Source organism: Streptomyces fradiae ATCC 10745 = DSM 40063 (assembly GCF_008704425.1).
In the GTDB taxonomy this organism is placed as follows: Bacteria; Actinomycetota; Actinomycetes; order Streptomycetales; family Streptomycetaceae; genus Streptomyces; species Streptomyces fradiae.
The window spans coordinates 6539355-6553273 of record NZ_CP023696.1; the positions used below are offsets into that span (position 1 = coordinate 6539355).

The 13919-nt window shown below is 77.1% G+C and carries 7 protein-coding genes; 4 read left to right on the forward strand and 3 right to left on the reverse strand.

Annotated features, from left to right (window positions below):
• Nucleotides 1-2 precede the first annotated feature (2 nt).
• From CP974_RS28510 to CP974_RS28530, 3 genes are read left to right on the forward strand one after another with little or no spacing between them, the layout of a single operon-like run.
• Nucleotides 3-542, forward strand: a complete 540-nt coding sequence (locus CP974_RS28510) for a hypothetical protein (protein ID WP_031134095.1) — start codon at nucleotides 3-5, stop codon at nucleotides 540-542.
• Nucleotides 539-2377, forward strand: a complete 1839-nt coding sequence (locus CP974_RS28520) for a hypothetical protein (RefSeq protein ID WP_224354490.1) — start codon at nucleotides 539-541, stop codon at nucleotides 2375-2377. The genes CP974_RS28510 and CP974_RS28520 overlap by 4 nt, the downstream gene beginning before the upstream one ends.
• 5 nt (nucleotides 2378-2382) lie before the next feature.
• The gene (locus CP974_RS28530; RefSeq protein WP_223844665.1) at nucleotides 2383-4851 is read left to right on the forward strand and encodes an ATP-binding protein; all 2469 of its coding nucleotides are present in this window, start codon (nucleotides 2383-2385) and stop codon (nucleotides 4849-4851) included.
• A gap of 701 nt (nucleotides 4852-5552) precedes the next feature.
• On the opposite strand, the gene CP974_RS28535 is transcribed toward CP974_RS28530, so the two are convergent.
• Entirely contained in the window at nucleotides 5553-6209 is a 657-nt protein-coding gene (locus CP974_RS28535; protein ID WP_051840123.1) for a hypothetical protein, read from the reverse strand.
• A 48-nt stretch (nucleotides 6210-6257) separates the two neighbouring features.
• The gene (locus tag CP974_RS29875) at nucleotides 6258-11171 is read right to left on the reverse strand and encodes a hypothetical protein (RefSeq protein WP_107426930.1); all 4914 of its coding nucleotides are present in this window, start codon (nucleotides 11169-11171) and stop codon (nucleotides 6258-6260) included.
• 466 nt (nucleotides 11172-11637) lie between these two features.
• Here CP974_RS29875 and CP974_RS28545 point away from each other — a divergent pair, with 466 nt between their 5' ends.
• Nucleotides 11638-12252 carry a DinB family protein gene (locus tag CP974_RS28545; protein WP_051840006.1) on the forward strand — a complete coding sequence of 205 codons (615 nt, stop codon included), beginning with the start codon at nucleotides 11638-11640 and terminating at the stop codon, nucleotides 12250-12252.
• Between the two features lie 320 nt (nucleotides 12253-12572).
• On the opposite strand, the gene CP974_RS28555 is transcribed toward CP974_RS28545, so the two are convergent.
• A complete protein-coding gene (locus CP974_RS28555) occupies nucleotides 12573-13898 on the reverse strand; it encodes an MFS transporter (protein ID WP_031136136.1) in 1326 nt (441 codons plus the stop codon).
• Between the last annotated feature and the right edge of the window lie 21 nt (nucleotides 13899-13919).

The following is a 13919-nucleotide window of genomic DNA, read 5'->3' on the forward strand; positions in this document are numbered from 1 at the left end:
CGATGGCCCTCACCGTGGTGTACGCGTCCGCCACCGGCCACGTCGTGGGCGCCCTCGCCCGCCCCGGGCCCGCCGCCTCCGCCCCGCCCGACCCGGCCGCGCTCGTCGGACGGGCGCTGCCGCTGCGGGTCGCCCTCGGCGCGGGCCGCACGGCCGTCCTCCCGCTGCACGCGGGGGAACTCGCCTCGGCGTCCGTGGACGACGAACCGGCCGTCTTCGCCGACCCGCTGGCCTTCGGCGTCGACCTGTCCGCCGACGGCAGGCCCAAGCCGGTGCTGCCGCGGCTCGCTGCGTGGACCGGCGGCGGCCTCGCGCTCGCCGCGGACGGGCTCACCGTCACCGTGCCGCTCGCGCCCGTCAGGGCCGCCCGGATCGTCGCCCTCGTCTCCGGTGGACAGGACACCCACGTCCTCGCCGGCGAGATCCCCGCGGGACGGGACCGGGTGACCCTGCCCCTCGCCCTCGCGGAGGGCGGCACCCACGGCGTCCTGGTGCTCGTCACCGGGTGGGCCGGCCGCCTGGAGAAGGCGAGGATGGCGTGACCGCTTCCGACGAGGGCGACCCGGCCGTGCGCGGAGGGGGCGGCCCGACCGCTTCCGGCGACCGCGACAGCGATGGCGACGGCGGCCCGTCCGGCCCGTCCGGCCCGTCCGGCCCGTCCGGCCCGTCCCGCCCGTCCGGCGGGGCGGGCGGCGGGATCACCGTGCACCGCTGCACGGTGACGGTGGTCCGCCGGGGCGGGTGGAGCTGGGGCCCCGACCCGCGCGGCCTCGTCCAGCAGGTCGTCGACACCCTGCCGGAGCGGCTGGCGACCCACTTCGGGCCGTGGCTCGCCGGCGGCGGCCCGGACGTGGAGATCACCGAACCGGTGACCGTCACCGTCCGCCCCGGGCCCCGGCCCGGTGCGCTCCCGACGGCCGCCGACATCCAGGTCGGCCCCGTCGCGCCGACCGAGCCGCCCGGCGGCGGGACGGCCGCCCCGGTGCCGCCGGCGGAGGCCCTCGCCGCCCCGTGGCAGCCGCCCGGCGCGGCGGACCTCTTCGCCGAACTGGCCGAACGCGGCGAACTGGACGCGCTCCTCGCCCTGCTGCCGGACGAGTCGCTCCGGACGTACGCGCGCGCCCTGCGGGACGCCGCCCCGGCCGCCGCTGCCCGGTCGGCCGCCGAAGCGGCCCGCGGGGCCCGGCCGGACGACGGCGCCACCCCCTCCGCCGACGGCACCGGCGACGCGGGCCCCGGCGCCCCGTCCGGCCCGCCCGCCGCGCATCCGGCGGCGGCCGGCCGCGCCGAGCCCGGCCGGCCCGGCCGCGCGGACCAGGACCGCCCGGCCACCCGCGCACCGGCCCCGCGCGGGTCCGCCACCGCCGCGCGCCCCGCCACCGGGGAGGTGCGGGTGTGGTCCGCGCTGCCCTTCCTCCTCACCGGGCCCCTGGCACGCGTCGGCTACCTCGACGCGGTCGCCCCCGCGCTCGCCGGAGCGCGACTGGCCGACGACGCGCCGCTGTTCGCCGCCGCCCTCGCGTACAAGGTCCTCAAGGCGACCGGACGCGGCTGGCGCCGGGACGAGCGGGACAGCGAGGCGGCCGCCGCCTTCGCCGGCCTCGCACCGCCCGTCCCCGAACAGGCGCTCACCCGCTTCGCCGACACCGCGCGCCCCGCGCTCCCGGTCCTCGACGGCGTCCTGGCCCTCGCCGTGTGCCGGGGCCACGACCCGGCCGACCCGCTCCTGCTCACCGGCGCCGGCGGCGGGCTCCTGCTCCTCGACGCCCAGGGCGTGTTCCCCGTCGCGTGGACCTCCGGCGCGGCGGAACTGCTGCCGCACTGGCGAAACAGCGGCCGGCCGGCCGTGCTCGTCTGCGACGGCCCCCTGCCCCCGGGCACGCTCGGCGTACTGGACGCGGCGGCCGTACCGTTCCTCACGGGCGTACGGCCGCTGCGCGGAGAGCCCGCCGTCCGGCTGCCCTGGCGCACGCCCCTGTGGACCGGGGCCGCCCGCCCGCTCGCCGACCCCGCGCTCGCCGCCGCCCTGCCCGGCCACACGGCCCGGACGGCGGACCTGGTCTCCGCCCTCGCCGAGCGCCGCGCGGTGCCGCTGGCCCGGCACGCGGCACTGGAGCGCACGGCCGCCCTCGCCGCCCTCCTGGGCCTGTCCACCCTGGCCTGGACGCTCTGGCGCGACCGGGAGACCCCCGACCCGCTGCTCGCCCTCGGGCGCTTCGCCGACCTGGAGGCGACCGTCCGCCACGAGACCGGCGCCGTCCGGGTCCGCGTCCCGCTGGGACGGCGCCACGCGGACCTGCTGCGCGGCGGACTGCTCGCCGACGTACCGGACGTGCCGTGGCTGGGCGGACGCCCCCTGACCTTCACCGGAGGCTGAGCGCCATGGGCGACGCGGCACTGGAGCACCTGCGGATCCGGCTGGCCGGCATCCACCGGGCGCTGCGCACGGCCGTCGAGCGGCAGGCCGGGCTCGCGGCCCGCCTGACCCGGCCGGACCTCACGCCGTACTGCGTGACGGACGAGCAGGTCGAGGTGCTGCTCGGCGAGATGGACGCCGTCGCCGACGCCCTGGCCGGCGCCCGCGCCCCCCGGCCTCCCGCCCCGCCCTCCGGCGGGCGTACCGCACCGGGCCACGCCCCCGACCCCGCACCGGACCACGCCCCCGACCCCGCGGCGGGCCCCGGCCGGGGCACCGCCCCGGACCCCGGCCGGGCGGTCGGCCCGGACCCCGGCCGGGTCACCGGCCCGGACCGCGGAGGGGCCTGCGGGCCCGACCCCCACCGGGCCGCCCACCCGGCCCCTGAACGCACCATCGTCACCGGCCCCGGAGGGTCCACCCGCGCCCGCCCCGGAGGGGCCTCCCAAGCGGGCTCCCGCCCGGCGGCCGAGGCGGGCGCGGACCCGGCCCCCCGAGAGGCCCTCGGACCGCCCCCCGGCCAGACCCCCGGCGCCCGGGCCGAACACGACCTGCGGCGCCGGGTCGCGGCCGAGGGCGGGCGCCTCCCGCTGGACGCCCTCGCGACCGCCTTCGGACTGACCCGCGCCGAACAGGACGCCCTGCTCCTCGCCGCCGCACCCGAACTCGACCGCGGCTACGAGCGGATCTACGCGTACATCGTGGACAACCTCAACCGGCGGCTGCCCAGCGTCGAACTCCTCGTCACCGTCGCCGCGCTGAGCGGCGGCGACCCGGACGAGCCCGCCGCCCGGCTCGCGCTGCGCCGCGCGCTCGGCCCCGCGGGCCCCCTGCGCCGGTACGGCCTGCTGCGCCCGCACGGCGACGCCCCGCTCGAACTGGCCCGCGAACTGCTCCCCGCCCCCGGCGTGCTCGACTTCCTGCTGGGCTGGACCACCGACACCGGCCTGCTCGGCCACGACCCGGGCGAGGTCACCGCGCACGGCCCGTGCCTCCCGCCGCCGCACCCCTGCGCCGACCGGCTCGCCCGGCTCGGCCGGGCCCTGGCCGCCGGCCGCGTCGACCTCGCCGGGCTGTGGGGCGCCCCGCCCGACGGGCAGCTCGACACCGTACGCGCCCTGGCCCGCGCCGCCGGGACGCCGCTGCGCACCCTCACCGAGGACCCCGACACCGACCTGCGGACCGCCGCCGCGCTCGGCGCCCTGCTCTGGGTGCCCACCGACGACCTGCGCGACGAGCGGCGCCGCCCCGACGCCGACGCCCTGACCGCCGCGCTCCTGCGCACCCGCCTGCCGGTGTGCCTCACCGGCCTGGAGCCCTGGCGCCCCGCGTCCCTGCTCGCCGCCCGCTCCTACGCCGAACTGGCCGTTCCCGCACCCGGTCTCGCCGAGCGGCGTGCCATGTGGTCGGCCGCCCTGCCCGGCCTGGGGACCCCCCTCCTGGACGACCTGGCCGTGCGCTACCGGATGAACGGCGGCGAACTGCGCGCCGTCGCCTCGGTCGCGCGTACCGGGGCCCGGCTCGCGGGCGACGGCCGGCCCGAACCGGTCGCCGCCCACGTCGAACCCGCCGTCGCCACCGTCACCCGCGGGCGCGGCGGCGGCGCCGTACGCTCCCTCGCGCCCCGCCGCACCCTGGACGACCTGGTCCTGCCCGACGCCCAGCTCGGCCAGATCCGGGAGATCGCCTCGGCGTTCCGCGCCTGGCCCCGCGTGGCGGAGACCTGGGGCTTCGCCCGCCGCTCGGCCCACGGCGGGGTCAAGGCCCTCTTCACCGGAGAGCCCGGCACCGGCAAGACCCTGTCCGCCGAGATCGTCACCGGCATGCTGGGGCTGGAACTCCTCAAGGTGGACCTCGCCCGGGTCGTCTCCAAGTGGGTGGGCGAGACGGAGAAGAACATGGAGGCCGCCTTCCGGCAGGCCGAGGAGAGCCACGCGGTACTCCTCTTCGACGAGGCCGACGCCCTGTTCGGCAAGCGCGGCGAGGTCAGGCACGGCACCGACCGCTACGCCAACATGGAGGTCGGCTACCTGCTCCAGCGCCTGGAGGCCAGCGACGGACTGGTGATCCTCACCAGCAACCTGCGCGACAACATCGACCCGGCCTTCACCCGGCGCTTCCACTTCGTCGTCCACTTCCCCCGCCCCGGCGCCGCCGAGCGGCGCAGACTGTGGCGGCTGGCCTTCCCCGAAGAGGCGCCGCTCGCCGCCGACGTCGACCTGGGCGCGCTGGCCCGGCTCGACATGACGGGCGCCGGCATCACCGCCGCCGCCCGGACCGCCGCCCTGGCCGCCGCGGACGGCGGCGCCGACACCATCACCATGCGGCACGTCGTCCGCGGCGTGGCCCGCCAGTACCAGCGCGAGGCCCGGCTGCTGCGCCCCGCCGAGCTCGGACCGCACGCCCACCTGCTCGACGACGCCTCGCGGGGGTGACCCGTTGCTGCCCGCCGAACCGCCGCTCGCCCTGCACCTCCGGCCGCCGGGTCCCGTCCCGCCCGAGCGGCGGCAGGCCGTGTCCGGCCACCCGGCCCCGGCACCCGAACCGGCACCCGCCCACGCGGTGGTGGCGGGCACCGCCCCCGCCCCGGCCCGCCCGGCGGGCCCCGCGCTGCTCGCCGGCCAGGACGGGGTGGGGAACGCGGCGGTGGCCGCGGCCGCCCTCCGCACGCCCCCGCCCCTCCCCACGGCGACTCCGGCCCAGGCCCCTGCCCCGGTTCCCGCCGCGACGCCCGCCCCGGTCCGGGAGCCCCCGGCGTCCGCCGCGGTCCCGGAGCCCTCGGCCCCCGGTCCGCTACCGGACCCCCCGCGGCCCCTCACGGCCCCGCCCCCGATCACCGCACCCCCGCCGCCCGCCCCGGCCCCGTAGCCCGCCGGCCGCCCCCTCGTTCGTGGACCGCGCCTCCGCCCTCGCAGGCCGGCGCACGCGCCGGCCCTCATCGCGCCCTGCCCGACCAGCCGCGCCGCGAGCCGCACGCCCGCGGCGCCCGCCCGCGGCGCATGCCCGAGCCGCGGGCGCCGGCGACCGCCCCGTCCCGAGCGCCCCCCTGACTCGGCACCCGCCCCGACCACCCCCCGGCCACCCCGACCCGCCACACCAGGCCGCCCCCCGCCCCCCCGCCCCGGAGCGCCGCGCGTCAGTCCTCCCGCCGCGCGGCCGCCCTCAGACCGGCCTGCCGCCGCAGCTCGCGCACCTCCTCCAGGCCCTCGTGCGCCTCCTCCACCTCCACGTCGTCCACGGAGCCCGCGCCCCAGTTCGACGGGTCGTCCCGCTGCCGCTCCAGGGCGCGGACGTACGCCGCGTGCTCGGCGACCAGGACGTCCAGCACGCAGTCGCCGCACTCCAGGGCGTCCCGTGCGGAGCCGCGGCCGAAGAGGCGGAAGACCGTGGAGCGGCCCGCCCGGAGCTCGCCGAGCCGGTAGCAGATGATCCGGTCGTCCTTGCCCGGCGCGGCGGCCGGGATGCGCAGCAGCGGCAGCAGGTCGGGGTCCTCGGCCAGCAGCCGCAGCTCGGTACGGACCAGCGAGCTCGGGGTCTCCTGGGTGCCGTCGTGCTCCGGCGGTACGGCCAGCTGCCACGGCTGGTTGGTGAACCGGGCGAGCAGGTCCGGCCGCCACAGCCCGCCCTCGGCCAGCACGAAGACCTCCTCGGGGAAGTCGGCGCCGTAGCAGGTGCGCAGCACCTGGCGCGGACCGAACCCGGCCGCGTACAGGCCCCGCGCCAGCCGGACCATCGAGCCGTAGTCGTCGCGTGCCGCCTCGGCGCGCAGCCGCTCCAGCGCGGCATCGGTCATGGTGAATCCCTCCCTGACGGCTTCGGCCCATCATGCCCTGACCGGGTGTCAGCGGCGGCCGCCTCCGCGCCGCGGCTTCCGCGTGACCTCGTCCAGGGCGTGGCGCACACGTCTCCACAGGCCGGCGAGTTCCGGGGCGGTCATCGCGTACACGATCTCCCGGGTGATCTCCTGCGCCTGCGCGACCCCCTGGCGGTAGCGCTCCTTGTTCCGCCCGGAGCCCGTCTCCAGCAGGCCGGCCACCGACTCCTCCAGCCGCTTCAGCTCCGCCCGGACGACCGGACTGCGGGCGGTCAGCCGGGGGTCGTCGGACATCAGCATGGCCACGTTCTCGACGTGGACGAAGACCAGGGACGCGAGCTCCCGCTGGGCGGTCGGCCCCAGCCGGGCGGCGCGGGAGAACTCCCTGGCCAGGGTCTGGGCGCTGGCGGTCGTCTGCGACTGGATGATCAGGGCGTACATCCGGTGGCGCACGCGGACGGCCTCCTCACGCCCCCGCATGAGCATCCTGCCCCGCCTGGCCCTGCGGACGGCCGCCGGTGTGACCGCGAGGCCCCGCGCCTCGTCGCCGGGCTCCGCGCTGGTGGCGGTGGAGGCCTCCGGCGCGTACCGCACGGAGAAGTCCGGGCCGAAGACCTTCCGCAGCCGCTCCCGCAGCTCCCGCCCCTCGGCCCCGCCGATTCCGTACACGTCGCCCTGGACCTGGAGCCTGGCGAGCATCCGCGCGTTCTGGAAGATCCCGTCGGCATGGTCCCGGTCCCACGCCTTGACCAGCATGTTCGGCTCGGTCGGGTACAGCATCTCCGGGTACCGGCGGGCGATGGCCTCCCGGATGGCGCGGTCCAGGCGGTTGGCCAGCCGCGTCAGCTGCCGGGTGCGGCGGTCCCCCCGCCGGCCCCAGTCGGCGCCCTCGAAGTGGTAGCCGCCGATGGTCAGCAGCGGGTGCCGGGCCATGCCGGACAGCACGTCCTCGTACGCCTTGAGGACGCCCTTGCCGCTGATGGCGGCCACGCCCGTGTCGGCGTCCTGGCCGACGACGTGGACCTGCCGGTTGACCTGCTGGAGGAGTTCCACCGCCCGCCGGGTGTAGGAGGAGCCGAGCACCTCCTCGCGGAAGACGCCGTACGGCAGGGCGCCCTTGTCGCGCAGCTTCCGCTCGTTGGCCTCGGCCCGCCTGCGGTCGCGTCCCCGCCGCAGTCCCCGGTAGGCCGCGCGCACCTCGTCGATGCCGACCGGCGTCCCGTCCACGTCCTTCACCCAGCGGGGCGTCCAGTGGAAGCCGAACACCGCCAGCAGGAGTTCGGGCCTGCGCCCGACGGCGTCCACGGCGTCCCTGACGGGGTCACCCTTCTGGGGGTCGAGCCGTTCGAAGGTGTTGACGCCGATGACGACGGCGGTCCGCGCCGCCGCGAGGTCCCCGGTGTTCCGGGAGCCGTCGGTGTCGTTCCACGCCTCGTCGAGGTAGCGGGTCGCCACGTCCCGCCGCTTGAGGATCTCGCCGGGGGTGGCGGCCATGGTGACGACGAATCCGGTCCAGCGGTCGCCGGAGCCCGTGGCGAAGGGCACCAGCACGGCCCGCAGCTGCACCACGGAGTGCGGGTGCCTGGTGGTCGGGAAGGAGCCGGCCGCCTTCCCGATCCGGTACGGGAAGAGGGTCCGGTACGACGTCCGCCTGCTGGGGTTGACGGAGGCGGTCACGTGGTAGGTGTGCGGCCCGGAGCGCTCCAGCGTGATCCGGGTGAGGCGGTGCCGCCGCCGGATGGCCGGCAGACCGCGGCGTACGGACTCCTCCGTGGCCGCGTCCGCGCCCAGCAGCGCCTCGGCCTCGCGGACGGCCGCGTCGAGGGCGGCGAGCATCTCCCGGCGGGTGCGCCGGTCCTCCCGCCCCCGGCCGTCCCGTCGCCCGCCGCCCCGTGTCGGCTCGTCCCGCCGCCTGCCGCGTCCGGGCCTGCCGCGCCGGTCCCGGTCCCGGTCCCGTCCCGTCCTGTCGCGCCCGGTCCCGGGGGCCCGGTCGCGCCGGGGTCCGCGGCCGGGGCCCGGCCGGCCGGCGGGGCCGGGCCGCCGCGCCGTGCCGGGGCGTCCGCGGGGCCGGTCCGGGTGCCGCGGGCGGCCCGCCCCGGCCGCGTCACCGGCCCGGGTGCGGGAGCCCTTCCCCCCACCACCCGGTCCGATCCTGGCCCACAGCCTCCGGACGAGTCCGGCGAGCCGGTCGACGGCCGCGTTCACCGCCCGGTCGACCGGGGCGGCCAGCCGCCGCACGATCCGCCCGACCCGCGCGGCGACGCCGCCCACGCCGAGGAGCGCCGCGAGGACGCCCAGGAGCACGGGGATCGAGCGGGCCAGGGCGCGTTCGACCAGCGCCGGTACGCCGCCGCTGCCGCCCCGCGCGATGGCGATGACCGCGTCGAGCACCGCGTTGACGAAGGCGATGATCTGGCGGGCCTGGGTGACGACGAACCGGACGAAGTCGACGATCAGCTTCACCGCCCGGACGAACGCCGACGCCGGGTTGAGCAGCGAGATCACCCACAGGATCCCGGCGACCACGATGGTCGGCCGGACGTAGGCGACGACGTCGTCGAGCAGCCGGGCGCGCAGGTCGCCGACGCGCGGCCGGATCTCCTCCCACAGCGCGGCGACGCCCCGCCTGCGGACGTCGGCGAGGAGCGGAACCGCGCTCTCGGCCGCCGCGACCGCGGGTTCGGGCACCTTGCGGGTGAGCCGGGCGCGGATGCCGTGCCACGTCAGGCCGAGCGTGCCGGCGACCATCTCCACGACACCGGGGGTGTCGAACCGCGCCGGCGGCCGGATCCCCGCCTCGGCGGTGCGGCCCAGCAGCCACGACAGGATGCCCTGCTTCAGGTGGCGGCCGATGTTCTGCAGGAACCGCCGCAGACCGGCGCCGACGGCGGACACCAGGTTGCGCAGGAATCCGACCGGGTCCCTGAGGATCAGCATGACGGCCTGGGCGGCCTTGGCGAGGACCGCCAGCAGCAGCCGCTTCAGCTCCAGGATGGTGTCGATGACCGCCTTGACCGCGTCGACCGCCTTCGCGACCAGGCCCCGGTTCTTCTCCTTCTCCGCGGCGATCTCGTCGTCGACGGCGGTCAGCGCCTCGGTGTACTTCGCCGCCAGCGTGTCGACGAGCTGGGTGCCCTTCTCGTCCACCGCACGGGTCAGTTCGTCGAACCGGTCGGTGAACTCGGCCGCCGCCCGCCGCCCCACCTCCCGCAGGTCGGCCGGGAGCCGGCGCACCGCGTCCCGCATCTCGGCTCGCCCCTGGGCGATGCGCCGCTTGGCCCGGTTCAGTTCGGCGCCGATCAGCCCGGCCACGTCCGTGATGACCTGCCGCATCCGGCGCACGTAGCCGTCGCGGGCCTCCTCGAAGATCCGGTCGGCCTCGGCGGGCAGCCCGGCGAACAGGTCCCGCACCCAGCGCAGTTTGCCCGTCGCCCCCGCATAGCGGCGGTCCTTGTACTCGTCCATCTTCCGCCGGTGCTCGGCGGTGAACGCCTTCCGCGCCTCCCTCTCGCCCCGGTCGAACCGGTCGTCGACAAGGCCGTCCAGCCCGTCGAGGATCGCCTCGACGTCCTTCTTCATCCGGTCGAACACGCCTTGCAGGACCGCGGTGACGGCGGCCCGCTTCTCCTCGTCGCTGCCCTTCGCGCCCGCCTTGCCCGCGTCCACCTGCCGGCCGGCCAGCGCCCGCCGGTCGCCCATCGCGCCCATGGCCTCGGTGCCTATCCGCCTGGCCCGCGCCGTGGCGCCGCGCAGTTCGGCCGCCTCGTGCCCGCGCAGCCGCCGCGGGGCGGCGGCGGAGTGCCGCTCGGCGGCCCGCTTCGCACCGAGCGCCCGGGTGAAGGAGGGCTCGTTGGACGTGCGGAGCTGCGCTTCGGTGACCCGCGCGTCCGCCATCCGCCGGTCGACCTCGGCGGGCCCCGCCGACATGTCGGTCTCCGACGGCGGCAGCCGGTCCGGTACGGCCTGCGCCGGGTCGGGGGCGGCCGGGGCGCTGGGCGGCCGGTCGCCGCGCATCGGCACCACCTTCTTCGGCACGGCCGCCGACGTGTCGGGCGGGGCGGCGGTCGTCGTGGCGATCTGCCGTGCCGAATCCGCCCTGCCCTCCCCGACCTTGCCGTGCACCTCCGCGCGTACCTCGTCGGCCTTGCCGGACCCGGCGAACCGGTCCGCCTCGTCGAGGTTCTTCGGCGCCCGGTCGGCGACCGCCTTCTCGACCGCCCGGATGAACGCGGCCTGGTCGAACTCCCTCGGCTCGGCCTCGTGCATCCGCTCCGCGTTGGCGGCCTTGCCCTGGGCCTCCAGGTCGTCCCGCGGCGGCAGCGCCGCGTCCTGCGCGGCTACGGCCTCGGCGCGGGGCGGCGGGTGGGAGGCGGCGAGCGCGCGCTTCTTGCTCCGTACGTCCCGGGTCAGCGCCGCGAACTTCGGATCGGTCCGGGGCCCGCCCCGCCGCTTCCGCCCCGCGGCCTTCTCCGCCCGGCCACCACCGGAGGCGCCCCCGCCCGCCCCGCCCTGCGAACCGGGCCCGCCGGACACCGAGTCCCGCGTCTCCGACTCCAGGGCGCGCCCCCGGGCGGGGGTGGACCCCTCCCGCGCGGCGCCCGTACGGCCACCGGCGCCCTCCTCCGCCACCCCGCGCCCGGCGTCCGGGCGGCTACGCCCACCAGTCCCTCCCGTCTCACGCGCCGGACCCACCCCGGCCCCGGCGGCCGCGACGGCGCCGTTGCCGACCGTGTCCTGGGCGGCCGCGCTCCCGGCCCGTACGGACAGGGGCGGGGGAGCGGCCGGCCCGGCTCCGCCCACCAGGGCGGCCACGACGGCGGCGTTGGACGGAGCGCCGGCCGCGGTCACCGAGCCGCGCGCGGAGCCGGCCGCCGCGGGCCGCACCGCGGTCGCGGCCCCGGGGACCGCCGGCCGCGTCCGGAGAGCCTTCGGCAGGGGCAACGGACGGCCTCCCTCCACACGTGTCGGCGGCGGCACGGCCCTGCGGCCCACGCCACCCGCCGGGAGTGTGCCGCCCCACCCGTGAGGAGCACGTCACCCCCGCGTCCACCCCACGTCGCCGCACCCCGGCGGGGTGTCACCATGAGCAGGCGCACAGGCCCGGAGACGGCGGCTCGTCCATCGACTGACCGCCTGTCCACCACACCGTGGTCGACCTGTGCCGGTGAACGTCGACCGATTGCCGGCGAAGGGCGATCAACGGGGGTGTGTGCCAGTCGGGGCTGACCGTCTGTGGGTTCGTGACAGTGGAAGACGACCGCTGGTGGTCGTCCTGCCCCATCGAAGGTTGGTCACCTCCATCGAGGTGTCAGCGCGGTGCGTCGCGGCCGTCGTCGGCCTCGGCCGCATCGCCGGCCTCCTGTCAGTGGCGCGTGGTTGGGTGGCCGCATCCTTGAAGGAGGACCACGTGACCGATCTCAAAGCGGAGTTGCACCGCGAGCTGCGGGCAGGACGGGCCGGTCTGCTCTCCAAGCTGGATGGGCTCACCGCATACGACATGCGCCGGCCCATGACGCCCACCGCCACGAACCTGCTGGGGTTGGTCAAGCATCTGGCAGGCCTTGAGTACGGATACCTCGGCGCATCGTTCGACCGGCCGGCACCAGAGCCGCTGGCCTGGGTCGAGGACGGTTCGATCTGGGACGGCGCAGACATGTGGGCCCGGCCCGACGAGTCCGGCAAGTACATCGTCGAGCTCTATCGACGTGCCTGCGCGCATGCCGACCGGACCATCACGGATCTCGCACTCGACACGCCGGGCCAGGTGCCGCACTGGCCCGAAGACCGCCGGGCCACCACCCTGGGCGTGCTGCTCGTCCGCATGGTCTCCGAGACCGCCCGGCATGCCGGCCACGCCGATGTCCTGCGAGAGCTCATCGACGGCGAAGCCGGACCGGATCACGACGGCTTCGGCGACGAGGCCGAGTGGCGGCGGTATCACGCCCGTGTTCAGGCGGCGGCCGACACCCACCGCGCATCAGGCGGGCCCCGTTGCGTGTCGAGGTCTCGACGCCCTCTTTGATCGCCTGCCGCATCGCCGCATCGCCGCATCGCCGCATCGCCGCGACGACGGCGTCAGGTGCGTCACCGAACTCCTCGCGCTTGCGGGCCGAACGATGGTCCATGACCCTGGCCGGTCCGGCCAGGCCGTCCTCCGTGCAACGGCGTCGCCGCAGCCGCACCGCCCCGGACTTGATCCCGAGGCCGAGGGCCGCGAGTTCGGCGGCCTCGGTCTTCCGGCGTGAGGTCACCGACGGGCCCGGTCCGCCGCCACCGCGCGGGTGGTGGGCGGCGGACCGGGCCGCGGACGGTGCCGGCGGCCGGCGCGGGAGCGGCGGCGGTCTACTCGTTCCGCGAGCGGGTGAGGTCGCGCCCGAGGGTCTCCCTCGTGACGGCCACCGTGATGGTGGTGACGACGGCCGCCACGCTGAGGTAGACGGCGATCGGGACGGAGGAGTCGTACTCCTTCAGCAGCTCGACCGCGATGATCGGAGCGAGGGCGCCGGCGAGGATCGAGGCGAGCTGGGAGCCCATGGAGGCGCCGGAGTAGCGGACCTTGGTGTCGAACATCTCGGAGATGAACGCGGCCTGCGGTCCGTACATCGCGCCGTGCAGCAGCAGACCCGCCGTCACGGCCAGCGTGATCACCGTGAACGACCCGGAGTCGACGAGGCCGAAGAAGACGAACGCCCAGACCGCCATGCCCACCGAGCCGATGAGCGTGACCGGGCGCCGGCCCAGCCGGTCCGACAGCGCACCCCACAGCGGGATGGTGACGAAGTGGACGGCGGAGCCGATCAGGACGGCGTTGAGCGCGGTGCTCTTGGGCAGCCCCAGGTGGACGGTGACGTAGACCAGGAGGAAGGAGGTGAGGATGTAGTACGAGATGTTCTCGCCGAAGCGGGTGCCGATGGCCGCGAGCACCTCGCGCCAGCTGCGCCGGAACACCTCCACGACCGGGGCCTCCTCCTTGGCGCCCTCGGCGGCCGCTGCCTCGGCCTTCGCCTGCGCCGCCAGGAAGACCGGGGACTCGGACACCGAGACGCGGATCCACAGGCCGATCACCACGAGCAGCCCGGACAGCAGGAACGGGACGCGCCAGCCCCACGACTGGAACGTCTCCTCCGACTGGACGGCGGCGAGCAGCGCCAGCACACCGGTCGCGAGCAGGTTGCCGCCGGGTGCGCCGGCCTGCGGCCAGGAGGCCCAGAAGCCGCGGTGCCTGTCCCCGCCGTGCTCGGAGACGATCAGGACGGCGCCGCCCCACTCGCCGCCGAGCGCGAAGCCCTGGACCAGGCGCAGCACCGTCAGCAGGATCGGGGCCCACACGCCGATGGTCTCGTAGGTGGGCAGCAGGCCCATGGCGAAGGTGGCGCCGCCCATCATGAGGAGGCTGAGCACCAGGAGCTTCTTGCGGCCGATCTTGTCCCCGAAGTGGCCGAAGACGATGCCGCCGAGCGGCCGGGCGGCGAACCCGATGGCGTACGTGACGAACGCGATGAGCGTGCCCACCAGGGGGTCGGAGGTGGGGAAGAAGAGCGTGTTGAAGACCAGGGCCGCGGCCGAGCCGTACAGGAAGAAGTCGTACCACTCGATGGTGGTGCCGATCAGGCTCGCTCCGACGATGCGGCCGATGCCGCCTCTCGGCTGGGTGGTGGTGTCAGACATGGGTTCACCGGTTTCGCGGAC